Origin of the sequence: Afifella pfennigii DSM 17143, assembly GCF_000688515.1 — a bacterium.
Lineage (GTDB): Bacteria > Pseudomonadota > Alphaproteobacteria > Rhizobiales > Afifellaceae > Afifella > Afifella pfennigii.
Map to the genome: position 1 here is coordinate 1 of NZ_JHZK01000018.1, position 24592 is coordinate 24592.

Below are 24592 nucleotides of genomic sequence, written 5' to 3' on the forward strand. Positions count from 1 at the left end.
CGCGACACCAAGAAGACGACGGTGACGGGCGTTGAGATGTTCCGCAAGCTGCTGGATTCGGGGCAGGCGGGCGACAATATCGGGGCGCTTCTTCGCGGCGTGGACCGCGAGGGCGTGGAGCGCGGGCAGGTTCTGTGCAAGCCGGGCTCGGTGACGCCGCACACCAAGTTCAAGGCGGAAGCCTACATCCTGACGAAGGAGGAGGGCGGACGGCACACGCCGTTCTTCACCAACTACCGTCCGCAGTTCTACTTCCGCACGACGGACGTGACCGGCGTGGTGCATCTTCCGGAAGGCACGGAGATGGTGATGCCGGGCGACAACGTGGAAATGACGGTGGAACTGATCGTGCCGATCGCCATGGAGGAGAAGCTGCGCTTTGCCATCCGCGAGGGCGGACGCACCGTCGGCGCAGGCATCGTCTCTTCCATCATCGAGTAAGGCAGAACCGGACGCGGATTTGGCCGCGTCCGCTTCTCACGAGGCAAGACAATGAACGGGCAGAACATCCGGATCCGGCTCAAGGCTTTCGATCACCGCGTGCTCGATAGCTCCACCGCCGAGATCGTCTCGACGGCCAAACGGACGGGCGCGCAGGTGCGCGGGCCGATTCCGCTGCCGACCCGGATTGAGAAGTTCACGGTGAACCGCTCGCCGCATATCGACAAGAAAAGCCGCGAGCAGTTCGAGATCCGCACCCACAAACGCTTGCTCGACATCCTCGATCCGACGCCGCAGACGGTCGACGCTCTGATGAAGCTCGACCTCGCCGCCGGCGTCGATGTCGAGATCAAGCTCTAGGGATACGGGACGAAGGGGACACCCAGATGCGTTCTGGCGTCATCGCACAAAAGCTCGGCATGACCCGGGTCTATACGGAGGCCGGCGAACAGGTGCCGGTCACCGTGCTCAGGCTCGACAATTGCCAGGTCGTCGCGCAGCGCACGGCCGAGAAGGACGGCTACACCGCGGTCCAGCTCGGTGTCGGCCTCGCCAAGCCCAAGAACACGCCCAAGGCCATGCGCGGGCATTTCGCCAAGGCGCAGGTGGAGCCCAAGCGCAAGCTTGCCGAGTTCCGCGTCAGCCCGGAGAACCTGATCGAGGTCGGCGCCGAGATCACGGCCGAGCACTTCCTTGCCGGCCAGTATGTCGACGTGATCGGCACCTCGATCGGCAAGGGCTTCGCCGGCGCGATGAAGCGGCACGGCTTCGGCGGCCTCAGGGCCAGCCACGGCGTGTCGATCTCGCACCGCGCACATGGTTCGACCGGCAACAGCCAGGATCCCGGCAAGGTCTTCAAAGGCAAGAAGATGGCCGGCCATATGGGCGACCGCCGGGTGACGACGCAGAACCTGCAGGTCGTTCGCACCGATGCGGAGAAAGGTCTCATCCTCATCCGCGGCGCCGTTCCGGGCGCCAAGGGTGGCTTCCTCCTGGTGCGCGACGCCACCAAGAAGGCGGCGCCGGACGGCCTGCCGCTTCCGGGCGCCTTGCGCGCGGCGGATGACGGCGCGGCCAAGGCCGCAGAAAACCAGGCCGAAGCGGCTGCCGCCGAGGCCGAAGCAACGCCCGAGACGCCCAAGAGCGAAGGGGGCGAGGAATAATGGAACTGAAGGTCACCACCCTCGCCGGCAAGGCGGCTGGCAAGGTATCGGTATCGGACGAGGTCTTCGGACTTGAACCGCGCGCCGACATCCTGCAGCGCATGGTCCGCTATCAGCTTCTGAAGCGGCAGGCCGGCACGCACAAGGCCAAGCAGCGTAGCGAAGTGTCCGGCACGACGGCCAAGATGTACCGTCAGAAGGGCACCGGCCGCGCCCGGCACGGCTCCAAGAAGCCCGGCATCTTCCGTGGCGGCGGCAAGGCCTTCGGGCCGGTCGTGCGCAGCCATGCCATCGACCTGCCGAAGAAGGTGCGCGCCCTGGCGCTGAAGCACGCTTTGTCGTCGCGCGCCAAGGGCGACAACATCATCGTTCTGGACGAGGCGAAGCCCACGGACGCCAAGACCAAGGCTCTGGCGGCACAGTTCGCCGAGCTCGGCCTCACCAATGCGCTGATCGTCGACGGCGCGGCGCTGGACGAGGGTTTTGCCCGCGCGGCACGTAACCTTAAGGGCGTCGACGTGCTGCCGGTGCAGGGGATCAACGTCTACGACATTCTGCGCCGCGACAAGCTGGTCCTGACGAAGGCCGCGCTCGAAGCGCTGGAGGAGCGGTTCAAATGACCAGCCTCAAGCATTACGACACGATCCTGTCGCCGGTGATCACCGAGAAGTCGACGCTGGCCTCTGAGAACAACCAGGTGGTGTTCAAGGTGGCGGTGGGCGCCAGCAAGCCGGAGATCCGTCAGGCCGTGGAAGCTCTGTTCAAGGTCGAGGTGGCGAGCGTCAACACGCTTCTGCGCAAGGGCAAGTCTAAGCGCTTCCGCGGCATCAAGGGCCGGCAGAAGGATTTCAAGAAAGCGATCGTGACCCTCAAGGAAGGTCACTCCATCGACGTGACGACGGGTCTTTAAGCCATGGCTTTGAAAAATTTCAATCCGCGCACGCCGGGTCAGCGCCAGCTGATCATCGTCGACCGCTCCGGGCTCTGGGACGGAAAGCCCGTCAAGAGCCTGACGGAGGGGCTGACGAAATCGGGCGGGCGCAACAATTTCGGCCGGGCGACGGCACGCCGTCGCGGCGGCGGGCATAAGCGCACCTACCGCATCGTCGATTTCAAGCGGCGCAAATTCGATGTGCCGGGCACGGTGGAGCGGCTAGAATACGATCCGAATAGGTCGGCCTTTATTGCGCTCATTCGCTACGAGGACGGCGAGCTCGCCTATATCCTGGCGCCGCAGCGCCTGGGCGAGGGCGACACGATCGTCGCCGGGCTCGCCAATGTCGATGTGAAGCCGGGCAACGCCATGCCTTTGAGGGCGATGCCGGTCGGCACGATCGTGCACAATGTGGAGCTGAAGCCGGGTCGCGGCGGCCAGATGGCGCGCTCGGCAGGCGCCTATGCGCAGATCGTCGGCCGCGACCAGGGCTATACGGTGATCCGTCTCGGCTCCGGCGAGCAGCGGCTGGTGCACGGCACCTGCATGGCGACGGTCGGTGCGGTTTCCAATCCCGACCACGCCAATATCAGCCTCAGCAAGGCGGGGCGTTCGCGCTGGCTTGGCCGGCGGCCGAGCGTCAGGGGCGTGGCGATGAACCCGATCGACCATCCGCATGGCGGCGGCGAGGGCCGCACCTCGGGCGGTCGGCATCCGGTGACCCCGTGGGGCAAGCCGACCAAGGGCAAGCGCACGCGCTCCAACAAGGCGTCGCAGAAATACATCGTTCGCTCCCGCCACGCGCGCAAGAAGAAGTGACGGGCAGGCAGCGAGGATCAGGAGTTTAGGCGAAGTGGCACGTTCAGTTTGGAAAGGCCCGTTCTTCGACGGCTTTCTTCTTAAGAAGGCGGAGAAGGCGCGGGAGACCGGCCGCAAGGAAGTGATCAAGATCTGGAGCCGTCGCTCCACGATCCTGCCCCAGTTCGTCGGGCTCACGTTCGGCGTCCATAACGGTCACAAGCACATTCCGGTGCTCGTGACGGAAGACATGATCGGGCACAAATTCGGCGAATTCGCTCCGACCCGCACCTATTACGGGCATGCGGCGGACAAGAAGGCGCGGAGGAAGTAACGATGGGCAAGCCCAAGCGTGAGCGGGCGCTCGCCGACAACGAGGCACAGGCCGTGGCGCGTATGATGCGCGTGTCGCCGCAGAAGCTCAATCTTGTCGCCGGGCTCATCCGCGGCAAGAAGGTTTCCTCGGCGCTCGCCGACCTCACCTTTTCGCGCAAGCGCATCGCTGTTCAGGTCAAGAAGACCCTGGAAAGCGCCATTGCCAATGCGGAGAACAATCACGATCTGGATGTCGACAGCCTGGTCGTGGCGGAAGCCTATGTTGGCAAGGCGCTGGTGATGCGGCGTTTCAGGCCGCGGGCGCGAGGCCGCGTGGGGCGCGTCGCCAAGCCGTTTTCCAATCTCACCATCGTCGTGCGCGAAGTCGAGGAAGCGGCCTAAGGCGCCGGGAGCAAGGTATGGGACAGAAAGTCAATCCGATCGGGCTGAGGCTCGGCATCAACAAGACCTGGGATTCGCGCTGGTTCGCCAGTGACGCCGAATACGGGCCCTTGTTGCACGAGGATCTCAAGATCCGCTCCGCGCTGATGGCCGATCTGAAGCAGGCGGCGGTGTCGCGCATCGTCATCGAGCGCCCGCACAAGAAGTGCCGGGTGACCATCCACACCGCGCGGCCGGGCATCGTCATCGGCAAGAAGGGCGCCGATATCGAGAAGCTGCGCCGCAAGGTGGCGCGCCTCACCAATTCGGAAGTGCACATCAATATCGTGGAGGTGCGCAAGCCGGAGATCGACGCCACCTTGATCGCCCAGTCGATCGCCCAGCAGCTGGAGCGCCGCGTCGCCTTCCGCCGCGCCATGAAGCGCTCGGTGCAGTCGGCGATGCGCCTTGGCGCGCAGGGCATTCGGATCGCCTGCGGCGGCCGGCTCGGCGGGGCGGAAATCGCCCGCGCGGAATGGTATCGCGAAGGGCGGGTGCCGCTGCACACGCTCAGGGCCGACATCGATTACGGCACGGCCACGGCGCATACCGCCTACGGCACGATCGGCATCAAGGTCTGGGTGTTCAAGGGCGAGATCCTGGAGCACGACCCGTTCGCCTCAGAAAAGCGGCTCCTGGAGGGGCCGGAAGCCTCCCGCCGCGGCGCGTCGGCCTGACGGGCTTTGAAGGAATCGAGAGAGAAACATGCTGCAACCCAAGCGCACCAAGTTCCGCAAGGCGCATAAGGGCCGCATTCACGGCAACGCCAAGGGCGGGACGGACCTCAATTTCGGCTCCTTCGGGCTGAAGGCGATGGAGCCGGAGCGCATCACCGCGCGCCAGATCGAGGCGGCGCGGCGCGCCATCACGCGCCATATGAAGCGCGCCGGGCGCGTGTGGATCCGCATCTTCCCGGACCTGCCGGTCTCCTCCAAGCCGACGGAGGTGCGCATGGGTAAGGGCAAGGGGTCGCCGGAATACTGGGCGGCGCGCGTGCATCCCGGGCGCATCATGTTCGAGATCGACGGCGTGGGCGAGGCGACGGCGCGCGAGGCGCTTCGGCTCGGCGCCGCCAAGCTGCCGGTGAAGACGCGCGTCGTCACCCGGATCGGCGAGTAAGGGACGAGGCCATGAAGGCGAGCGAATTGAAGACCAAGACGCCTGACGAGCTCTCCGACGAGCTCGCCCGGCTGAAGAAAGAGCAGCTCAATCTGCGCTTCCAGCAGGCCACGGGCCAGCTGGAGAAGACCGCGCGCATCCGCGAGGTCCGGCGCACGATTGCGCGTATCAAGACGATCGCGGCGCAGCACAAGAGCGCCGCTTCGGCGAAGGCTTAAGGAGCGAGGAATGCCGAAACGCGTGTTGCAGGGCACGGTGGTGAACGACACTTCCGACAAGACGGTCACCGTCGATGTCGAGCGCCGCTTCACCCATCCGCTCCTGAAGAAGACGGTGCGCCGGACGAAGAAGTATCGGGCGCACGATCCGGAGAACAAGTTCAAGATCGGCGACGTGATCTTCATCCAGGAGACGCGGCCGATCTCCAAGAACAAGAAGTGGCTGGCGCTCGGTACGGAATTGCCGGACGAGGCCGGCGCAACGGACGAGGCGCGGAGCTGAGGCTCCGAAAGGCGAAGAACAAGAAGGACGTCGGGCGATGATCCAGATGCAGACCAACCTTGATGTGGCGGACAATTCCGGCGCGCGGCGCGTGCAGTGCATCAAGGTGCTCGGCGGCTCGAAGCGCAAATACGCCCATGTCGGCGACATCATCGTGGTCTCCGTGAAGGAGGCCATTCCGCGCGGGCGCGTGAAAAAGGGCGACGTGATGAAGGCGGTCGTGGTGCGCACGGCCAAGGACATCCGCCGCCCGGACGGCAGCGTCATCCGCTTCGACAAGAATGCGGCGGTTCTGGTGAACAACCAGAAAGAGCCTGTCGGCACGCGTATCTTCGGCCCGGTTCCGCGCGAATTGCGCGCCAAGAACCATATGAAGATCATCTCGCTGGCGCCGGAAGTGCTGTGAAAAGGGTTTTGTGACGATGGCCGCGAAGATCAAGAAGGGCGACCGGGTCGTGGTGCTCGCCGGCAAGGATAAGGGCCGGACGGGCGAGGTGATCCGTGTCATGCCGAAGGATAACCGGGCCCTGGTGCGCGGGGTGAATATGGTCACCCGGCATCAGCGCCAGACGGCGAGCGAGGAAGGCGGAATCGTGCGCAAGGAAGCGCCGATCCACCTGTCCAATCTTGCGATCGAGGATCGGGAGAGCGGCAAGGCGACACGCATCGGCTTCCGCTTCCTGGAGGACGGTCGCAAGGTCCGCGTCGCCAAGCGTTCGGGAGAAACCATCGATGGCTGAGGCCGCATTCGACATCGACAGCTACGAGCCGCGGCTGAAGGCTGTCTACCGCGACGTGGTGGTGCCGCAGCTTCGCGAGGAGTTCGGCTACCAGAACGCCATGGTGGTGCCGCGGCTGGACAAGGTCGTGCTCAATATGGGTATCGGGGAAGCCGTCGGCGATTCCAAGAAGGTGCAGTCGGCCGCCGAGGATCTGGCGCTGATCGCCGGTCAGAAGCCGGTGATCACCCGGGCGCGCAAGTCGATCGCCACCTTCAAGTTGCGCGAGGGCATGGCCGTCGGCACCAAGGTGACGTTGCGACGCGAGCGCATGTTCGAGTTCATCGACCGGCTCATCAACGTGGCGCTGCCGCGGGTGCGCGACTTCCGCGGCCTCAACCCGAAGAGCTTCGACGGGCAAGGCAATTACGCGCTCGGGATCAAAGAGCACATCGTCTTCCCGGAAGTGGAATACGACAAGGTGGAACAGATCTGGGGCATGGACATCATCGTCTGCACCACCGCCAACACGGACGAAGAGGGGCGGGCGCTCCTTAAGGCATTCAACTTCCCCTTCCGGCAGTAGCGGGCGCGCCCGCTAGACGCGGCGAGGGACGAGAGAGGCAAGATAGATGGCGAAGAAAAGCGCGATCGAGAAGAACAAGCGGCGGATGAGGCTGGTGAAGCTCTACGCGGCCAAGCGCGAGGCGCTGAAGGAACTGGCGAGCGATGAATCGCTGACGGACCAGGAGCGTTTCGCGGCCCGGCTGAAGCTCGCCAAGCTGCCGCGCAACTCCTCGCCGACGCGCATCCGCAACCGTTGCGAGGTGACCGGTCGTCCGCGCGCTTTCTATCGAAAGCTGAAGATGAGCCGCGTGGCACTGCGCGAACTGGGCAATGAGGGGAAGATCCCCGGCCTCGTGAAGTCGAGCTGGTAGGGGCAAGGCAATGTCTGTGAACGATCCTCTCGGCGATATGCTGACCCGCATCCGCAACGCGCAGAGCCGCGGGCGGAGCTCGGTGTCGACGCCGGCCTCCAAGCTGCGGGCGCGCGTCCTAGACGTTCTGCAGTCTGAGGGCTACATCCGCGGCTATTCGGAAGTCGAGCATGCCAACGGCCTGTCGGAGCTGGAGATCGAGCTCAAATATGCCGAGGGCGTGCCGGTGATCCGCGAGATCCAGCGCGTTTCCACGCCCGGGCGGCGGGTCTATACCTCGGTGAAATCCATCCCCACCGTCCACAAGGGGCTTGGCGTGTCGATCCTGTCGACGCCGAAAGGCGTCATGGCCGATTACGATGCGCGCGAGAACAATGTGGGCGGCGAGGTGCTGTGCCGCGTCTTTTGACGCCGCACCGAAGAAGCGAGACCAAGATCATGTCGCGAATTGGCAAGAAGCCGGTGGCGGTTCCCGCTGGGGTCGAGGCTTCCATCGACGGCAAGACGGTGAAGGCGAAGGGCCCCAAGGGCGAGCTTTCCGTCATGCTGGTCGACGAGGTGAGCGTCGCCATGGGCGAGGACGGCATCAAGGTCGATCCGATCGACGATTCCAAGAAGGCCCGGTCCGCCTGGGGCATGTCACGCACGCTGGTGCAGAACATCGTCACCGGCGTCAGCCAGGGCTTCGAGCGGCGGCTGGAGATCAACGGCGTCGGCTACCGCGCCCAGGCGCAGGGCAAGGCCCTCAGCCTGCAGCTCGGCTATAGCCACGACGTCAGCTATCCGGTGCCGGAGGGTATCGAGATCGCCACACCGAAGCCGACGGAGATCGTCATCTCCGGCATCGACAAGCAGAAGGTCGGGCAAGTGGCGGCCGAAATCCGCCGCTGGAGACCGCCGGAGCCCTATAAGGGCAAGGGCGTGAAATATGCCGAGGAGCGCATCTTCCGCAAGGAAGGCAAGAAGAAGTAACGGAGCGGGACGATGGGTATCTCAAACACGCGCCAGCGCATGCGCGGCGAACGGCGCAAAGGCCGGGTGCGGGCGGCACTGAAGCGGGTCGCCTTCGGGCGGCCGCGGCTGTCGGTCTTCCGCTCCTCACAGCACATTTATGCCCAGATCATCGACGATCAGCGTGGGCATACGGTGGCGGCCGCCTCCACGCTGGAGAAGGAGCTGCGCGAAAAGTTGAAGACCGGCGCCAACCGGGACGCCGCCTCGGAAGTCGGCCGGCTGGTGGCGGAGCGGGCCAAGGCGGCGGGCATCGAAAAGGTGCAGTTCGACCGCGGCAGCTATATCTATCATGGTCGGATCAGGGCGCTGGCCGATGCCGCGCGCGAGGCCGGCCTGGAATTTTAAGGGAACAGCGAGCCGCCGGCCCGGCCGGCGATGCTGAGACAGACGGACAGATTTCATGGCGCAGCAAAGAGAACGATCCAATCGCGGCGGCGGACGCCGGGAGCGCGAGGAGAAGGTCGACAGCGAATTCGTCGACAAGCTCGTGCATATCAACCGCGTCGCCAAGGTGGTGAAGGGCGGCCGGCGCTTCGGCTTCGCGGCGCTCGTGGTCGTCGGCGACCAGCGCGGCCGCGTCGGCTTCGGCCACGGCAAGGCGCGCGAGGTGCCGGAAGCCATCCGCAAGGCGACGGAGGCGGCCAAGCGCTCCATGATCCGCGTGCCGCTGCGCGAGGGCCGCACGCTGCATCACGACATCGCCGGTCGGCATGGCGCCGGCCGCGTGCTGATGCGCGCCGCGCCTCCGGGAACCGGCATCATCGCCGGCGGCCCGATGCGCGCCGTCTTCGAGACGCTCGGCGTGCACGACGTGGTAGCCAAATCGCTCGGCACCTCCAATCCCTACAACATGGTGCGTGCCACCTTCGACGCGCTGAAGAAGCAGGACAGCCCGCGCGCCGTCGCGGCGCGGCGCGGCATCAAGATCTCCACGCTGCAGGCCCGCCGCCAGGCGGAAGTCGGGCCCGAAACGCAAGGAGCCTAAGCGATGGCGGACAAGACCATCACCGTGGAGCAGACGGGCAGCCCGCTGCGTCGGCCCGCCGTGCAGCGCCAGACGCTTGTCGGGCTCGGCCTCAACAAGCTGCGCCGGCGCTCCACGCTGCCGGATACGCCGCAGACGCGCGGTATGATCGCCAAGGTGCAGCACCTGGTGCGCATCGTCGACGAAAGCTGAGACAACGATTCCGATTTCGGGGCTTAACCCATGAGACTCAACGAACTTTCCGACAAGCCGGGCGCCTTGAAGGCGCGCAAGCGCGTCGGCCGCGGCATCGGTTCGGGCCTCGGCAAGACCGGCGGACGTGGTGTGAAGGGCCAGACCTCGCGCTCCGGCGTGGCCATGAAGGGCTTCGAGGGCGGGCAGATGCCGCTCAACCGGCGCCTTCCCAAGCGCGGCTTCAACAACATCTTCCGCAAGCACTTCGTGGCGGTGAATGTCGGGCGCCTGCAGGCTGCCGTCGATGCCGGCAAGCTTGACGCCGGCAAGACGATCGACGCGGCCGCGCTGAAGGAAGCCGGGGTGATCCGCCGCGTGCGCGATGGTGTGCGTATCCTCGCGGGCGGCGAAATCACCGCCAAGCTCAACCTCGATGTCGCCGGCGCTTCGGCCGCGGCGATCGCGTCCGTTGAGAAAGCCGGCGGCTCCATCAAGATCGCGGCGCCCGCCGCAGCGTCCGAAGCCGAAGACAAAGCCTAACCCAGCATTTCGGAGTTCGCGAATGGCCTCCGCCGCCGAACAGCTCGCCGCCAATCTCAATTTCGGTGCCTTCGCCAAAGCGACGGAGCTGAAGAAACGGATCTGGTTTACGCTGGGCGCGCTCCTGGTCTACCGGCTCGGCACCTATGTGCCGTTGCCGGGCATCAATATCGAGGCGCTGCAGCAGGCCTTCGAGCAGCAGGCGCAGGGCATTCTCGGCGTCTTCAACATGTTCGCCGGTGGTGCCGTCGGGCGCATGGCGATCTTCGCTCTCGGGATCATGCCGTATATCTCGGCGGCGATCATCATTCAGCTGATGACGTCCGTCGTGCCGCGGCTGGAGCAGCTGAAGAAGGAAGGCGAGCAGGGCCGCAAGGTCATCAACCAGTATACCCGCTATCTGACGGTGATCCTGGCAGCCTTCCAATCCTATGGCATCGCCGTTGGGCTGGAGGGCTCGTCCTCCGGCATCGTCGCCGATCCGGGCTGGTTCTTCCGCTTCACCGCCGTCATCACGCTGACGGGCGGCACGGTGTTCCTGATGTGGCTCGGCGAGCAGATCACCGCGCGCGGCATCGGCAACGGCATATCGCTCATCATCTTCGCCGGCATCGTGGCGGAACTGCCCTCGGCAATCGCCGGCACGCTTGAACTCGGCCGCCAGGGAGCGCTGTCGACGCCGATCATTCTCGGCGTCATCCTCCTCGCCGTCGTCGTCATCGCCTTCATCGTCTTCGTGGAGCGGGCGCAGCGTCGCCTCATCATCCAGTATCCCAAGCGGCAGATGGGCAACCGGATGTTCCAGGGCGATACCTCGCATCTGCCCTTGAAGCTCAACACGTCCGGCGTCATCCCGCCGATCTTCGCCTCCTCGCTGCTGCTTTTGCCGATCACGGTGGCGAATTTCTCCGCCGGGCAGGGGCCGGAATGGCTGACGCAGGTCACCGCGCTTCTCGGCCGCGGCCAGCCGCTCTATATGCTGATTTATGCGGGGCTGATCGTCTTCTTCGCCTTCTTCTACACCGCGATCGTGTTCAATCCGCAGGACACCGCCGACCAGCTGAAGAAGCATGGCGGCTTCATCCCCGGCATCCGGCCGGGACAACGCACGGCGGAATATATCGACTACGTCCTGACCCGCATCACCGTCGCCGGCGCCGCCTATCTGGTCATCGTCTGCCTGTTGCCGGAATTCCTCATCGCCGAACTCGCCGTTCCCTTCTATTTCGGCGGCACCTCGCTGCTCATCGTCGTCAGCGTCACCATGGACACGGTCTCGCAGGTGCAAGGACACCTTCTGGCGCACCAGTATGAGGGCCTCGTCAAGAAGACCAAGCTGCGCGGGAGCCGGCGCAAATGAGGTTGATCCTTCTCGGGCCTCCGGGCGCCGGCAAGGGCACCCAGGCCCAGAGGCTGGTGGAGAAGCACGGCCTCGTTCAGCTCTCCACCGGCGACATGCTGCGCCATGCCGCCGCGGCCGGCACCAAGGTGGGCAACGAGGCGAAGACGCTGATGGATGCCGGCTCGCTGGTGCCGGACGAGGTGGTGATCGACATCATCTCCGAGCGACTGGACGAGGCGGATGTGCGCGCGGGCTTCGTGCTCGACGGATTTCCGCGCACCTTGAAGCAGGCGGATGCGCTGGAAGGCTTGCTGGCGCAGAAGGGCCTGCCGCTCGACGGGGTGATTCTGCTGGCGGTCGACGACGAGGCGCTCGTGGATCGGGTGGCGGGCCGCTATACCTGCGCCCGGTGTGGCGAGATCTACCACCAGACGAAGAAGCGGCCGAAGCAAGAGGGCGTTTGCGACGTCTGCGGCTCCACCGAATTCAAGCGCCGCGACGACGACAATGCGGAGACGATGCGCACGCGTCTGACGGCCTTCTACAAGGATACGGCGCCGCTGGTCGGCTACTACTACGCCAAGGGCCGGCTGAGGACAGTGGACGGGATGGCGTCGCGGGAAGACGTCGCGGCGGCGATCGAAGAGGCGATGGGGGAGCTGAAGGGCTGAGTTTCCTGCCCGACAAGGATGATGGCGGTTGACGGGCAGCCGCCGAAAGACTATCTCCGGCGCAATCCTGAAGTGCGGATGACGGCGCCGAAGCTTGGATGAGCTTGGGGCGTCGTTTTTTGGCGTTTCGTCCCGGACAGATGCAGACGGGGCGCCCCGCAAGATGCGGTCGGCGCCAGACAAGAAGGAGCAAAGGCGTGGCACGTATTGCTGGCGTCAACATTCCGACGAATAAGCGCGTCGTCGTCGCCCTGCAGGCGATTCATGGCATCGGCCCCGCCCTGGCGGGGGAGATCGTGGAGAAGGCCAATATCGACAAGGCGCGGCGGGTGAACGAGCTTTCCGACGCGGAAATCTTGCAGATCCGCGAGGCCATCGACCGGGACTACCTGGTGGAGGGCGACCTTCGCCGCGAAACGGCGATGAACATCAAGCGCCTGATGGATCTCGGCTGCTATCGCGGCCTCAGGCATCGCCGCAGCCTGCCGGTGCGCGGCCAGCGCACCCATACCAACGCCCGCACCCGCAAGGGGCCGGCCAAGGCAATCGCCGGCAAGAAGAAGTAAGAGGCCTCAAGGACCATGGCGAAGGACACCACCCGCATCCGCCGGCGCGAACGCAAGAACATCACTTCGGGCATCGCCCATGTGAGCTCCACGTTCAACAACACCATGATCACCATCACGGACGTTCAGGGGAACGCCATCTCCTGGTCTTCGGCCGGTGCGATGGGTTTCAAGGGCTCGCGCAAATCGACGCCCTATGCGGCGCAGGTTGCCGCCGAAACGGCCGCCCAGAAGGCGCAGGAGCACGGCATGCGCACGCTCGAGGTGGAGGTCTCCGGGCCTGGCTCGGGCCGCGAATCGGCGCTGCGTGCGCTGCAGGCGGCCGGCTTCACCATCACCTCGATCCGCGATGTGACGCCGATCCCGCATAACGGCTGCCGCCCGCCGAAGCGTCGCCGCGTCTGACCCGCGTCAAGGATTCCGGCCTGCGGTTCTGCCGCGGGCGCGTCTTGTCCGGCGCGCGTCACCGAGAAACGAAAGGTTCGCCCCCGTGAACGTCATACAGAAGAACTGGCAGGACCTGATCAAGCCGAACAAGCTTGAGGTCAAGCATGGCTCCGATTCGAGCCGTACCGCCACCGTCGTGGCCGAGCCGCTGGAGCGGGGCTTCGGCCTGACGCTGGGCAATGCGCTGCGGCGCGTGCTGCTTTCCTCCCTGCAGGGCGCGGCGGTGACCAGCCTGCAGATCGACGGCGTGCTGCACGAATTCTCCTCCATCGCCGGCGTGCGCGAGGACGTCACGGACATCGTCCTCAACGTCAAGGAAATCGCCATCAAGATGGAGAGCGAGGGCCCCAAGCGCATGACCTTGCGCAAGTCGGGCCCCGGCGTCGTCATCGCCGGCGACATCCAGACCGTCGGCGATATCGAGGTGCTGAACCCCGAGCATGTCATCTGCACGCTCGACGAGGGCGCCGACATCCGCATGGAGCTCACCGTCGATACCGGCAAGGGCTATGTGCCGGCCGACCGCAACCGCCCGGAAGACGCGCCGATCGGCCTCATTCCGGTCGACAGCCTCTATTCGCCGGTGAAGAAGGTTTCCTACCGGGTGGAGAACACCCGCGAGGGCCAGGTGCTGGACTACGACAAGCTGACCCTGTCGCTGGAGACGGATGGTTCCGTCACCCCGGACGACGCCGTCGCCTACGCAGCGCGCATCCTGCAGGACCAGCTTTCCATCTTCGTCAATTTCGAGGAGCCGAAGAAGGAAGAGGTGCAGGAGGCCGCGCCGGAACTCGCCTTCAACCCGGCCCTGTTGAAGAAGGTGGACGAGCTGGAGCTTTCGGTGCGCTCGGCCAACTGCCTGAAGAACGACAACATCGTCTATATCGGCGATCTCATTCAGAAGACCGAGGCGGAGATGCTGCGCACGCCCAATTTCGGTCGCAAGTCGCTGAACGAGATCAAGGAGGTGCTGGCTTCCATGGGGCTGCATCTGGGTATGGAAGTGGCGAACTGGCCGCCCGACAATATCGACGACCTGGCCAAGCGCTTCGAGGATCAGTACTGAGCGATTTGACGACCGCGGCGGGAGCCGCCGTCCGCATGAGGAGATATGGGCCATGCGCCACAGAAAAACCGGCCGCAAGCTGAACCGCACCTCCAGCCACCGCCAGGCGATGTTCGCCAATATGGCGGCAGCGCTGATCCGCCACGAGCAGATCATCACCACGCTGCCGAAGGCGAAGGAGCTGCGTCCGTTCGTGGAGAAGCTCGTCACGCTCGGCAAGCGCGGCGACCTGCATGCGCGTCGCATCGCCATGTCGCGGCTGCGCGACGAGGCGATGGTGAAGAAGCTGTTTGAGACCATCGGCCCTCGCTACGAGGAGCGGAACGGCGGCTATACGCGCGTCCTGAAGGCGGGCTTCCGCTATGGCGACAGCGCCCCGGTGGGCGTCATTGAGTTCGTCGACCGCGACGAGAGCGCCCGCGGCGCGGAGGATCGCGCCCGCGTAGAGGCGGCCGAGGAAGCGGAGGAAGTGGCGGCGTAACGCCACCGCTTCCGTCGCGAGTTACGAGGGGCCCGCGCGGCCCCTTTTTCTTGCCCGAATTTTAGTTGTCGCGCCCAGGTGCCGCGCCCTAGACTCCGGCGCGCTCGCCGCCCATCTTCCGCGGCGGCTGCGGTACCGCGGCGGGCAGCACCCCGCCGCGCCGTGCCGCTGGTTCCGGACCACAAGCACCGGAGGAGTTCCTTGCCAAAGCTTAGAAGCAAGCTTCGCTATGCGGCGCTTTTCATCCTGCCGCTCGCCGTCGCCGGCCCGGTCGCCCTTTTCGGCATCGGCGATAGCGGCCGCGGCAGCAATCCGGCCGTGGCGCAGGAAGTGCCGCAAAGCCGCGCGGAAATCGGTCTTTCCTTCGCCCCGGTGGTGAAGAGGGCGGCGCCCGCCGTCGTCAACGTCTACGCCAAGCAGATCGTCCGCAGCCGGCCTTCGCCCTTCGCCGACGACCCGTTCTTCCGGCATTTCTTCGGCGACGGCTTCGGCTCGCCTTACGGTCTGCCGCGCGAGCGGGCGCATTCCTCGCTGGGCTCGGGCGTCATCGTGGACGCTTCCGGCCTGGTGCTGACGAATTACCACGTCATCCGCGGCGCCGACGAGATGAAGGTGGCGCTGTCGGACGGGCGCGAATTCGAAGCCAAGAGGCTCCTGGCGGACGAACAGAGCGATCTCGCCGTTCTCAAGATCGAGGACGGGGAGGAGGATTTCCCCACCATCGAATTCGCCGATTCCGACGCGCTCGAAGTCGGCGACCTGGTGCTGGCCATCGGCAATCCCTTCGGCGTCGGCCAGACGGTGACGAGCGGCATCGTCTCGGCGGTGGCGCGCACCGATGTCGGCATCAACGACATGTCGTTCTTCATCCAGACCGACGCCGCCATCAATCCGGGCAATTCCGGCGGCGCGCTGGTCGATGTGGAAGGCCGGCTCGCCGGCATCAACACCGCCATCTTCTCGCGCTCGGGCGGCTCCAACGGCATCGGTTTCGCCATCCCCTCCAATATGGTGCAATCGGTGGTGGCACAGGCGCTGGCCGGCGGCACGGAGGTGGTGCGGCCCTGGGTCGGCGCGACCTTCCAGAAGGTGACGCCGGATATCGCCGCCTCGCTCGACCTGCCGCGCCCGACAGGCGCGCTTGTCGTCAGCGTGGAGAAGGGCTCGCCCGCCGCCAAGGCGGGGCTGAAGCCCGGCGACCTCGTTCTCGCCGCCGGCGGGCGGGAGATCTCCAGCCCGCGGGCGCTGGAATACCGCCTCGCCATTCGCGGCGTCGGCCAGAAGGAAGAGCTGCGGATCATGCGCAGGGGCCGCGAAGAGGCGCTCGTCCTGGCCCTTCAGGCGGCGCCGGAAGGCGTCCTCGCCGATGAGCGCCTGATCGACGGCTATTCGCCGCTCTCCGGCGCCACCGTCGCCAATCTGTCGCCCCGGCTTTCCGACAGGCTGCGCCTGCCGAGCGAGAAGAAAGGGGTGGCCGTCACGGAAGTGAAGCCGGGCTCGCCGGCCGATCAGCTCGGCCTTGCGCCGGGCGACGTCGTCGTGGCGGTGCAGGGAAGGCGTATCGGCTCGGCCCGCGATCTGGCGCGGCTGACGGCCGAGCGCCAGCGCCTGTGGCGTCTGACGATCGACCGGCGCGGGCGCGTCTCGCAGCTGGTCATCGGCGGCTGACCGTGCCGGGTTGTGAGGCCTGCCATGCGTGACGATCTCTCAGCTCCAGGAGCGGAGCCGTGGCAAGGGCCGATCTCTCTGAAGGCCCGCTGATGGCCGACAATCTCTTCACCGCCGCGGGACTGGAGAAATCCGCGCCGCGGCCCTTGCCCGACCGGCTGAGGCCGCGCCGTCTCGCCGAGGTGGTCGGTCAGCCGCATCTGACGGGACCTGAGGGCACGCTGACGCGCATGTTGCGCACCCGCTCGCTCGGCTCGCTCGTCTTCTGGGGGCCGCCCGGCACCGGGAAAACGACGGTGGCGCGGCTTCTGGCCAAGGAGACCGACCTGCATTTTCAGCAGCTCTCGGCCATCTTCTCCGGCGTCGCGGACCTGAAAAAAGCGTTCGAGGCGGCGCGGGCGAGGCGCCAGAGCGGGCAAGGCACGCTGCTCTTCGTCGACGAAATCCACCGCTTCAACAGGGCACAGCAGGATTCCTTTCTGCCGGTGATGGAGGACGGCACCGTCACCCTCGTCGGGGCGACCACCGAAAACCCGTCCTTTGAGCTCAACGCCGCGCTTCTATCGCGGGCCGCCGTGCTCGTCTTCCGCCCGCTCGATGCCGAAGCGCTGGCCAAGCTTCTGGAGCGGGCCGAGGAGACCGAGGGAAGAAAGTTGCCTCTGGAAGAGGAGGCGCGCGGCGTTCTCGTCCGCATGGCCGATGGCGACGGGCGCGCCGTCCTGGCGCTGGCGGAGGAAGTCTGGCGCGCGGCCGGCGAGGGCGAGACGTTCGACGCTGAAAGGCTGCAACAGGTCTTGCAGCGGCGCGCGCCGATCTACGACAAGAGCCAGGACAGCCACTACAACCTCATCTCGGCGCTGCATAAATCGGTGCGCGGCTCCGACCCGCAGGCGGCGCTCTACTATCTTTGCCGCATGCTCGATGCGGGCGAGGACCCGATGTATCTCGCCCGCCGCGTCGTGCGCATGGCGGTGGAGGATATCGGGCTCGCCGACCCTCAGGGCCTCGTCCAGGCGAATGCCGCCAAGGACGCCTACCATATGCTCGGCACGCCGGAGGGGGAGCTGGCGCTCGCCCAGGCCGTGGTCTATCTCGCCACGGCGCCGAAATCGAACGCGCTCTACCGCGCCTATGGCGCGGCGCGCCGCGCGGCCAAGGAGCACGGCTCGCTGGCGCCGCCCAAACACATTCTCAACGCGCCGACGAAGCTGATGCAGGCGGAAGGCTACGGCGCCGGCTATGCCTACGACCATGGCGAGGAGGAGGCCTTCTCAGGCCAGGATTATTTCCCCGAGGCCATGGAGCGGCAGGACTTCTATACCCCGACCGGACGGGGCTTTGAGGCGGAGCTGCGGAAGCGGCTGAAGCATTGGGAGGAGCTGCGCAAGGCGCGCGCAGCGCGAAAGCAAGCCGGCGAAGATTCCTGAGCCATCCTTGACCTGACGGCTCAGCCTGCTAGGTGCCCGTTATTCATCAAGAAGTGCGACCCATTGCCGCGTATTGCTGCGGTTCCGGTGTCGCGCCGACCACAAGGCGGGGAAAAACATGAGCGATCAGACAGTCGATGCGACCGAGGACATCGAAACCGAATACGAAGTCGGTCAGGACAACATCCAGATTCTCGGCCTCGACATCCACAACCCCGTGTTTCTCATCTCGGGGGTGACGATCGTCGCCTTCGTCATCTTCACGCTGATGTTTCAGGAGGGCGCGGAGGGCTTCTTCACCTGGCTGCGGCCATGGCTGACGGAAAAGCTCGACTGGCTGTTTCTCATCGCCGGCAACGTCTTCGTGCTCTTCTCGCTGGCGCTGATCGTCTCGCCGCTCGGCAAGATCAAGCTCGGCGGGCCCGACGCGGAGCCCGATTACGGCTATGCCGGCTGGTTCGCGATGCTGTTTGCCGCCGGCATGGGCATCGGACTGATGTTCTACGGCGTCTCGGAGCCGCTGTCGCATTTCAATTCCTCGCTGGCCGATAACGCCGGCGCGCCCGATAGCTGGGCGCCCTTGGACGGCGCGGCCGGAGACCCGGAGGCGGCGCGGCGGCTCGGCATGTCCGCCACCATCTTCCATTGGGGTCTGCATCCCTGGGCCATCTACGCGATCGTGGCGCTGGCGCTGGCGTTGTTCAGCTACAACAAGGGGCTGCCGCTGACGATCCGCTCCGCCTTCTATCCGATCTTCGGCGAGGCGGTCTGGGGCTGGCTCGGCCATGTCATCGACACGCTCGCCGTCTTCGCCACGCTCTTCGGCCTTGCCACCTCGCTTGGCTTCGGCGCCGAGCAGGCGCTGGCCGGCCTCAACCACATCTTCGGCGTGCCGGCGACGGACACCTGGAAAGTGGGCCTCATCCTCGCCATCACCGCCTGCGCGCTGGTCTCCGTCATCGCCGGGCTCGATGCCGGCGTGAAGCGGCTCAGCGAGATCAACATGGTGCTCGCCTTCCTGCTTTTGGTCTTCGTCATCGCCGTCGGGCCGACGGCGGCGATCCTGACCGGCTTTTTCGCCAATCTCGTCGCTTATGCGGAGAACATCGTGCCCTTGTCGAATTTCATCGGCCGCGAGGACGACAATTTCCGCACCGGCTGGACGACGTTCTACTGGGCCTGGTGGATTTCCTGGTCGCCTTTCGTCGGCATGTTCATCGCCCGTGTCTCGCGCGGGCGCACGGTGCGCGAATTCATGATCTGCGTGCTCATCATCCCAACGCTCGTCAGCGTCTTGTGGATGACCGCCTTCGGCGGCACCGCCATCAGCCAGCTGATGAACGGCTACCAGGCGGCGGTGGACGCGGAACTGCCGCTGAAGCTCTTCCTCGTCCTGGAAGAGCTGCCGCTCGCCTTCATCGCCTCTTTCGTCGGCATCGTGCTGGTCGTCGTGTTCTTCGTCACCTCCTCCGATTCCGGCTCGCTGGTGATCGACACCATCACGGCCGGCGGCAAGATCGACGCCCCCGTCGCTCAGCGCGTCTTCTGGGCGACCTTCGAGGGGCTGGTGGCGATTGCGCTCTTGCTTGGGGGAGGATTGACAGCGCTGCAATCGGCGGCCGTGGCGACGGGCTTTCCCTTCGCCATCATCCTGCTGCTCATGTGCTACTGCATCTGGAAGGGCCTGCGCGGCGAGCAGAGGGCGCTCCGCGAGGCCACCGCCTGAGCCATTCGGGGCGCGGCCTGGCCGCGCCCCTTTTCTTGGCGAGATCATTGAGCGCAATCGCTACGGGTGGGCTTCATTCGGCGCGCGAAACAGACTAAGCGCTCCACCATGACCCATCTTCTTCTGGTGGCTGCGGGCGGGGCCGTCGGCGCGGCCGGGCGGCATCTCGTTTCAGGCAGCGCGCTGAAGCTTCTCGGCCCGGGCTTTCCGCATGGCACGCTCATCGTCAATGTCGTCGGCTCCTTCCTGATGGGGCTGCTCGTTGCCTGGCTGGCGCTGCGCGCCACCCATGCCGGGACAAATTTGCGGCTCTTCCTGGCGACCGGCGTTCTCGGCGGCTTCACCACCTTCTCCGCCTTCTCTCTCGACGTGGTGCTCTTGTGGGAGCGCGGGCAGATCGAGAAGGCGCTGCTTTACGCCGTCATCTCGGTCGCTATCTCCGTTACCGCGCTCGTCGCCGGCCTTGCGCTCGGCCGGAACCTGTTCTGATCCCCATGGCGAACGTTGCCACACGCAAGGTCGATGCCGACGAGGCCGGGATGCGCGTCGACCGCTGGTTCAAGCTGCATTATCCGGGCCTCGGCTTCGGGCATCTGCAGAAGCTTCTGCGCTCCGGGCAAGTGCGCGTCGACGGGGCGCGGGTGAAGACCAATACGCGCCTTGCAGCCGGCCAGGAGGTGCGCGTACCGCCGCTCTCGGCGGGCGATGCGCGCCCGCAGACGGTGGCGACCATCCGCGACAAGCGCGATGCGGACGTGCTCTCCGACGCGCTCCTTTACGAGGACGATCAGGTCTATGTCTTCAACAAGCCGGCGGGTCTGGCCGTGCAGGGCGGCTCCGGCGTTTCGCGCCATGTCGACGGCATGTTGGAGGCCTTCCGAGACCGCAAGGGGCGCAAGCCGCGTCTCGTCCATCGGCTCGACCGCGACACGGCCGGCGTCCTCGTCGTCGCCAAGACGCGCAGCGCCGCCGCCTTTCTCGGCAAGGCCTTCAAGGACCGCGACAGCCGCAAGACCTATTGGGCGCTGGTGAAGGGCGTGCCGAAGCCGGCGCGCGGCAAGATCTCCACCTTCCTGGCAAGGGGCGAGGGCGATGAGGCGGAGAGGATGCGCGTCGCCCGGCACGGCGAGAAGGGCGCCGACCATGCGCTGACGCATTACGCGCTCGCCGATCAGGCCGGCAGTCGGCTCGCCTGGCTGGTGATGCGCCCGGTCACCGGTAGAACGCATCAGCTCAGAGCCCATGCCGCCCATATCGGCCATCCGATCGTCGGCGATGCCAAATATTTCGACGTTCAGAACTGGGAGCTCCCCGGCGGCATCCAGAACCGGCTGCATCTTCTGGCGCGCCGTATCGTGCTGCCGCATCCTTCGGGCGGGCGGATCGACGTCACGGCGCCGCTGCCGCCGCATATGGCGCAGAGCTGGGCGGTCCTTGGCTTTGAGGAGGCAAGCGGGGAGGTGGCCGCGGAAGCCGTCTGAAGCGCCGCGCCAGGGCATCCGCGCCATGTGCTCGCCCTTTTTCTCCTCGTCCCTGGCGTCTATCTGGTGAACAGGCCGCCGGGACGTCGCCAAGCCGCGCCGCCGGCATAGTCCACACCGCGAAGGAGGGGCGCTTGCCCGAGCATCCGAAGAGCGACGACAATCCGATCCTGAAGGCGCAGCGGCTGAGCGCGCCGGTCTTGCCGAAGAGATTCTATAAACGCGCCGAAGCTGTTGAGACACCTTACGGTTTTGAGCTCCGGCTCGACGGGCGCGCGGCTCGCACGCCGGCCAAGCGGCCGCTCGCCGTGCCGCATTCGGGCCTCGGCGAGGAGCTTGCCGGCGAATGGAACGCGCAAGGCGAGCGGATCGACCCGGCGACGATGCCGCTGACGCGGCTCGCCAATGTCGCCATCGACGGCGTTGCCGACGAGATGGAGGCGGTGCGCGGCGAAATCGCCGCCTATGCCGGAACTGACCTTGTCTTCTACCGCGCCGGGGAGCCGGAGGAGCTGGTGGAGCGCCAGCGCCGGGCCTGGGATCCGGTGCTCGATTGGGCGCGGGAGCGTTTCGATACACCCTTCGTCCTGGTGGAAGGGGTGATGCCGGTCGAGCAGCCGCAAGAGACGCGCGCGGCCGTTTCCGGCGCGCTGGCAGCCTATGGCGAGCCGTTCGGCCTTGCCGCCCTGCATACGGCGACGACGCTGACCGGCTCGGCCCTGATCGGCCTGGCGCTGGCGGAAGGCGCGCTTTCACCCGATGCCGCCTGGGCGGCGGCGCATGTCGATGAGGATTTCAACATCTCGCAATGGGGCGAGGATTTCGAGGCACGCCAGCGGCGCGAGGCCCGGCAGAAGGAATTCAACGCCGCCTGCCTGGTGCTGCGCGGCTGAGATCTGCGCCGGTTTGGCGTTTCAAACTTTTCCGTGGGCATGCTAGGCAAGCCCGATTTTTCTCAAAGACGGGGCCCTTGCATGCGCGACGTGTTGTTGGAGCTTGAGAGGCGGCGCGAGGCAGCCAAAGCGGGAGGCGGCGAGAGGCGCATCGCCGCGCAACACGAGAAGGGCAAGCTGACGGCGCGCGAGCGGCTCACCGTTCTCCTCGACGAGGATTCCTTTGAGGAATTCGACATGTTCGTGGAGCACCGCTCCTCCGCCTTCGGCATGGACAAGCAGAAAATCGCCGGCGACGGCGTCGTTACCGGCTGGGGCACCATCAACGGGCGGCCGGTCTATGTCTTCGCCAAGGACTTCACGGTCTTCGGCGGCTCGCTTTCGGAGGCCCATGCGGAGAAGATCTGCAAGGTGCAGGACATGGCGTTGAGAAACGGCACGCCGATCATCGGCCTCTTCGATGCCGGCGGGGCCCGCATCCAGGAAGGCGTCGCCGCGCTCGGGGGCTATGCGGAGATCTTCCAGCGCAACGTGCTCGCCTCCGGCGTCGTGCCGCAGATCTCCGTCATCATGGGCCCGTGCGCGGGCGGCGACGTCTATTCGCCGGCCATGACCGACTTCATCTTCATGGTCCGCGGCACCTCCTACATGTTCGTCACCGGGCCGGACGTGGTGAAGACGGTGACGAACGAGACCGTCACGCCGGAGGAGCTCGGCGGGGCCTCCGTGCATAGCGTGAAGTCCTCCGTCGCCGACGGCGCCTTCGACAACGACGTGGAGGCGCTCCTGGAGATTCGCCGTCTCTTCGACTACCTGCCGCTCAACAACAAGGCCGAATTGCCCGAGATCGCGGCCTTCGATCCGGCCGACCGGCAGGATGCCTCGCTTGACACGCTGGTGCCGGATTCAGCGACGACGCCCTATGATATCCGCGAGGCGATCGCCAAGACGGTGGACGAGGGCGCCTTCTTCGAGATCCAGCCCGACCACGCCAAGAACATCCTCACCGGCTTTGCCCGTCTGGAGGGCCGCACAATCGGCGTCGTCGCCAACCAGCCGATGGTGCTCGCCGGCGTTCTGGATTCGGACGCCTCGCGCAAGGCCGCGCGCTTCGTGCGCTTCTGCGACTGCTTTTCCATCCCCATCCTCACCTTCGTCGACGTGCCGGGCTTTTTGCCGGGCACGGCGCAGGAATATGGCGGGCTCATCAAGCACGGCGCCAAGCTGCTCTTCGCCTATGCGGAGGCGACGGTGCCGAAGGTGACGGTGATCACCCGCAAGGCCTATGGCGGGGCCTATGACGTGATGGCCTCCAAGCATCTCAGGGGCGACATCAACTATGCCTGGCCGACGGCGCAGATCGCGGTGATGGGCGCCAAGGGCGCGGTGGAGATCATCTTCCGCAAGGATATCGGTGACCCCGACAAGATCGCCGAGCACGCCGCCGCCTACGAGGACCACTTCCTCAACCCGTTCGTGGCGGCCGAGCGCGGCTATATCGACGACGTGATCATGCCGCAATCCACACGGCGCAGGGTGGCGCGCGCCTTCCGTCTCCTCAGGCGCAAGGAACTCGCCAATCCCTGGAAGAAGCACGACAACATTCCGCTTTAGCCAAGCTTGGCGCGTCGGTTGATGCTGCTTTAGCGGGCGCTGGCGCGTCCGGGTTTACGCTATAGGCGGACGCTAACGCGTCCGGGTTTGCGCTACAGGCGGACGCTAGCGCGTCCGCGGGGGCTTCTCGGAGACGCGCGCCAGGCGCTGCTCGCGCCAATAGATGAAAAGGCCGGAGCCGACGACGATGGCGATGCCGAGCCATTTCGGCGCGTCGGGCAGATCGCCGAAGATGACGAAGCCGAGGAAAACGGCCGAGACCACCTCGATATAGGTGAAGGGGGCGAGCACGGAGGCCGGCGCCAGACGGAAGGCCTTGACGATGAGGACATGGCCGAGCGTGCCGACAATGCCCACGGCGGCAATCAGCGCCCAGGCCGTGCCGTTCTGCGGCCAGGTGAAGGTCAGCTCCTTGGCGCCGACAGCGTCGCCGATCACCATGGCGGCCGACAGCACCAGCGTGCCGCCGAGCCCGGCATGGAACTGCATGGCGAGCGAGGTGGAGCCGCGCGAGACGCGCCGGGTCAGGATGACGTAGAGAGCCGTCAGGAAGGCGGCGAGCGTGGGCAGAAGCGCGGCCAGGCCGAAGACGGCGTAGCTCGGGCGGATGATGATGAGCGCTCCGGCAAAGCCGACCAGCACGGCCACGACGCGCCGCCAGCCGATCGTCTCCTTCAGCAGCAGCGAGGACAGCAGCGTGACGACCATCGGCTGGATGAGAAAAATGGCGGTGGCGTCGGCAAGCGGCAGGAAACGCAGAGAGGAGAAGAAGGCGAGGGCGCCGAGGCCGAGGCAGGCGCCGCGCACCAGATTGAGAAAGATATGCTGCGTGCGCAGCGCAATAAGCCCGTCGATCGCCAATAGCAGCGGCAGCGTCAGCGACATCTGCAGGAGGAAGCGGGCGAGGGCGACCTCGCCGGCCGACATGCCGTGCTCGGTGACAAGCAGCTTCACGAAGGCGTCGAGCAACGGAATGAAAGCGGAGCCGGCGGCGACGACGGCGATGCCGCGCACGGTCTCCGCCTGGGTGTTCTCAAGGCTGGTGGTGAGGCTGGTCATGGCCGTCCTTGGCACAAAGGATCGACCGCGGCCAGCCGTATCGCGGCATGGCTGTCGCGCCTGGAATAG

At 66.0% G+C, this 24592-nt stretch carries 36 protein-coding genes; 35 read left to right on the forward strand and 1 reads right to left on the reverse strand.

From position 1 onward, the window contains the following. The 35 genes from Q331_RS0112715 to Q331_RS0112885 form a co-directional block, all read left to right on the forward strand. Positions 1-441: EF-Tu C-terminal domain-related protein (locus Q331_RS0112715; RefSeq protein WP_026380995.1), on the forward strand; the 441-nt coding region annotated here is incomplete at its 5' end. A gap of 51 nt (positions 442-492) precedes the next feature. Continuing rightward, positions 493-801 (forward strand): 30S ribosomal protein S10, encoded by a 309-nt coding sequence (rpsJ, locus tag Q331_RS0112720; protein WP_026380996.1) that lies wholly within the window; start codon positions 493-495, stop codon positions 799-801. A gap of 26 nt (positions 802-827) precedes the next feature. Then, entirely contained in the window at positions 828-1604 is a 777-nt protein-coding gene (gene rplC, locus Q331_RS21485; RefSeq protein ID WP_034492076.1) for a 50S ribosomal protein L3, read from the forward strand. After that, complete coding sequence (rplD, locus tag Q331_RS0112730; protein ID WP_026380997.1) at positions 1604-2224, forward strand: 50S ribosomal protein L4; 621 nt, start codon at positions 1604-1606, stop codon at positions 2222-2224. Before rplC ends, rplD begins: the two co-directional genes overlap by 1 nt. After that, positions 2221-2514: a 50S ribosomal protein L23 gene (locus Q331_RS0112735; RefSeq protein WP_026380998.1), complete on the forward strand. Its 294-nt coding sequence runs from the start codon at positions 2221-2223 to the stop codon at positions 2512-2514. Before rplD ends, Q331_RS0112735 begins: the two co-directional genes overlap by 4 nt. 3 nt (positions 2515-2517) lie before the next feature. Next, positions 2518-3357 (forward strand): 50S ribosomal protein L2, encoded by an 840-nt coding sequence (gene rplB, locus Q331_RS0112740; RefSeq protein ID WP_026380999.1) that lies wholly within the window; start codon positions 2518-2520, stop codon positions 3355-3357. 34 nt (positions 3358-3391) lie between these two features. Continuing rightward, positions 3392-3670 (forward strand): 30S ribosomal protein S19, encoded by a 279-nt coding sequence (rpsS, locus tag Q331_RS0112745; protein ID WP_026381000.1) that lies wholly within the window; start codon positions 3392-3394, stop codon positions 3668-3670. 2 nt (positions 3671-3672) lie between these two features. Then, a complete protein-coding gene (gene rplV, locus Q331_RS0112750) occupies positions 3673-4053 on the forward strand; it encodes a 50S ribosomal protein L22 (RefSeq protein WP_034492078.1) in 381 nt (126 codons plus the stop codon). A gap of 17 nt (positions 4054-4070) precedes the next feature. After that, the gene (rpsC, locus tag Q331_RS0112755) at positions 4071-4769 is read left to right on the forward strand and encodes a 30S ribosomal protein S3 (protein WP_026381002.1); all 699 of its coding nucleotides are present in this window, start codon (positions 4071-4073) and stop codon (positions 4767-4769) included. 28 nt (positions 4770-4797) lie between these two features. Continuing rightward, complete coding sequence (gene rplP, locus Q331_RS0112760) at positions 4798-5211, forward strand: 50S ribosomal protein L16 (protein WP_026381003.1); 414 nt, start codon at positions 4798-4800, stop codon at positions 5209-5211. 11 nt (positions 5212-5222) lie between these two features. Beyond that, positions 5223-5429, forward strand: coding sequence for a 50S ribosomal protein L29 (gene rpmC / locus Q331_RS0112765; RefSeq protein WP_026381004.1), 207 nt, complete (start codon positions 5223-5225; stop codon positions 5427-5429). 10 nt (positions 5430-5439) lie between these two features. Further along, the gene (gene rpsQ, locus Q331_RS0112770) at positions 5440-5712 is read left to right on the forward strand and encodes a 30S ribosomal protein S17 (protein WP_026381005.1); all 273 of its coding nucleotides are present in this window, start codon (positions 5440-5442) and stop codon (positions 5710-5712) included. Positions 5713-5749: 37 nt separating this feature from the next. Next, complete coding sequence (gene rplN, locus Q331_RS0112775) at positions 5750-6118, forward strand: 50S ribosomal protein L14 (RefSeq protein ID WP_026381006.1); 369 nt, start codon at positions 5750-5752, stop codon at positions 6116-6118. A 16-nt stretch (positions 6119-6134) separates the two neighbouring features. Then, the gene (gene rplX, locus Q331_RS0112780; RefSeq protein ID WP_026381007.1) at positions 6135-6452 is read left to right on the forward strand and encodes a 50S ribosomal protein L24; all 318 of its coding nucleotides are present in this window, start codon (positions 6135-6137) and stop codon (positions 6450-6452) included. Further along, positions 6445-7017, forward strand: a complete 573-nt coding sequence (gene rplE / locus Q331_RS0112785) for a 50S ribosomal protein L5 (protein ID WP_034492079.1) — start codon at positions 6445-6447, stop codon at positions 7015-7017. The genes rplX and rplE overlap by 8 nt, the downstream gene beginning before the upstream one ends. Before the next feature lie 46 nt (positions 7018-7063). Then, on the forward strand, positions 7064-7369 hold the full coding sequence (gene rpsN / locus Q331_RS0112790; RefSeq protein WP_026381009.1) for a 30S ribosomal protein S14: 306 nt from the start codon (positions 7064-7066) through the stop codon (positions 7367-7369). 10 nt (positions 7370-7379) lie between these two features. Continuing rightward, positions 7380-7778 carry a 30S ribosomal protein S8 gene (rpsH, locus tag Q331_RS0112795; protein WP_026381010.1) on the forward strand — a complete coding sequence of 133 codons (399 nt, stop codon included), beginning with the start codon at positions 7380-7382 and terminating at the stop codon, positions 7776-7778. 29 nt (positions 7779-7807) lie between these two features. After that, a complete protein-coding gene (gene rplF / locus Q331_RS0112800; RefSeq protein WP_026381011.1) occupies positions 7808-8341 on the forward strand; it encodes a 50S ribosomal protein L6 in 534 nt (177 codons plus the stop codon). Between the two features lie 12 nt (positions 8342-8353). Continuing rightward, positions 8354-8728 carry a 50S ribosomal protein L18 gene (rplR, locus tag Q331_RS0112805; RefSeq protein WP_034492081.1) on the forward strand — a complete coding sequence of 125 codons (375 nt, stop codon included), beginning with the start codon at positions 8354-8356 and terminating at the stop codon, positions 8726-8728. Positions 8729-8783: 55 nt separating this feature from the next. Continuing rightward, entirely contained in the window at positions 8784-9368 is a 585-nt protein-coding gene (gene rpsE / locus Q331_RS0112810) for a 30S ribosomal protein S5 (RefSeq protein WP_026381013.1), read from the forward strand. Positions 9369-9371: 3 nt separating this feature from the next. Further along, positions 9372-9560: a 50S ribosomal protein L30 gene (gene rpmD, locus Q331_RS0112815; protein WP_026381014.1), complete on the forward strand. Its 189-nt coding sequence runs from the start codon at positions 9372-9374 to the stop codon at positions 9558-9560. Positions 9561-9590: 30 nt separating this feature from the next. Further along, a complete protein-coding gene (gene rplO / locus Q331_RS0112820) occupies positions 9591-10082 on the forward strand; it encodes a 50S ribosomal protein L15 (RefSeq protein WP_026381015.1) in 492 nt (163 codons plus the stop codon). A gap of 22 nt (positions 10083-10104) precedes the next feature. Further along, a complete protein-coding gene (gene secY, locus Q331_RS0112825) occupies positions 10105-11442 on the forward strand; it encodes a preprotein translocase subunit SecY (RefSeq protein ID WP_026381016.1) in 1338 nt (445 codons plus the stop codon). Then, positions 11439-12095, forward strand: coding sequence for an adenylate kinase (locus Q331_RS0112830; RefSeq protein WP_026381017.1), 657 nt, complete (start codon positions 11439-11441; stop codon positions 12093-12095). The genes secY and Q331_RS0112830 overlap by 4 nt, the downstream gene beginning before the upstream one ends. 197 nt (positions 12096-12292) lie before the next feature. Next, positions 12293-12661 (forward strand): 30S ribosomal protein S13, encoded by a 369-nt coding sequence (gene rpsM / locus Q331_RS0112835; RefSeq protein ID WP_026381018.1) that lies wholly within the window; start codon positions 12293-12295, stop codon positions 12659-12661. 15 nt (positions 12662-12676) lie between these two features. Next, on the forward strand, positions 12677-13066 hold the full coding sequence (gene rpsK, locus Q331_RS0112840) for a 30S ribosomal protein S11 (protein WP_026381019.1): 390 nt from the start codon (positions 12677-12679) through the stop codon (positions 13064-13066). Positions 13067-13151: 85 nt separating this feature from the next. After that, positions 13152-14174: a DNA-directed RNA polymerase subunit alpha gene (locus tag Q331_RS0112845; RefSeq protein WP_026381020.1), complete on the forward strand. Its 1023-nt coding sequence runs from the start codon at positions 13152-13154 to the stop codon at positions 14172-14174. A 52-nt stretch (positions 14175-14226) separates the two neighbouring features. Next, positions 14227-14655 (forward strand): 50S ribosomal protein L17, encoded by a 429-nt coding sequence (rplQ, locus tag Q331_RS0112850; protein ID WP_026381021.1) that lies wholly within the window; start codon positions 14227-14229, stop codon positions 14653-14655. A 201-nt stretch (positions 14656-14856) separates the two neighbouring features. Continuing rightward, positions 14857-16323: a DegQ family serine endoprotease gene (locus tag Q331_RS0112855; RefSeq protein ID WP_034492083.1), complete on the forward strand. Its 1467-nt coding sequence runs from the start codon at positions 14857-14859 to the stop codon at positions 16321-16323. 92 nt (positions 16324-16415) lie between these two features. Continuing rightward, entirely contained in the window at positions 16416-17750 is a 1335-nt protein-coding gene (locus Q331_RS0112860) for a replication-associated recombination protein A (RefSeq protein WP_026381023.1), read from the forward strand. 118 nt (positions 17751-17868) lie between these two features. Next, on the forward strand, positions 17869-19476 hold the full coding sequence (locus tag Q331_RS0112865; RefSeq protein ID WP_026381024.1) for a BCCT family transporter: 1608 nt from the start codon (positions 17869-17871) through the stop codon (positions 19474-19476). A 108-nt stretch (positions 19477-19584) separates the two neighbouring features. Beyond that, positions 19585-19965 carry a fluoride efflux transporter CrcB gene (crcB, locus tag Q331_RS0112870; RefSeq protein ID WP_026381025.1) on the forward strand — a complete coding sequence of 127 codons (381 nt, stop codon included), beginning with the start codon at positions 19585-19587 and terminating at the stop codon, positions 19963-19965. A gap of 5 nt (positions 19966-19970) precedes the next feature. Continuing rightward, positions 19971-20957 carry an RluA family pseudouridine synthase gene (locus Q331_RS0112875; protein ID WP_026381026.1) on the forward strand — a complete coding sequence of 329 codons (987 nt, stop codon included), beginning with the start codon at positions 19971-19973 and terminating at the stop codon, positions 20955-20957. Positions 20958-21091: 134 nt separating this feature from the next. Then, the gene (locus Q331_RS0112880; protein WP_026381027.1) at positions 21092-21850 is read left to right on the forward strand and encodes an ATP12 family chaperone protein; all 759 of its coding nucleotides are present in this window, start codon (positions 21092-21094) and stop codon (positions 21848-21850) included. Between the two features lie 81 nt (positions 21851-21931). Then, positions 21932-23464: an acyl-CoA carboxylase subunit beta gene (locus tag Q331_RS0112885; protein WP_026381028.1), complete on the forward strand. Its 1533-nt coding sequence runs from the start codon at positions 21932-21934 to the stop codon at positions 23462-23464. Positions 23465-23569: 105 nt separating this feature from the next. On the opposite strand, the gene Q331_RS0112890 is transcribed toward Q331_RS0112885, so the two are convergent. Further along, entirely contained in the window at positions 23570-24523 is a 954-nt protein-coding gene (locus Q331_RS0112890; protein ID WP_034492085.1) for a DMT family transporter, read from the reverse strand. Positions 24524-24592 lie beyond the last annotated feature (69 nt).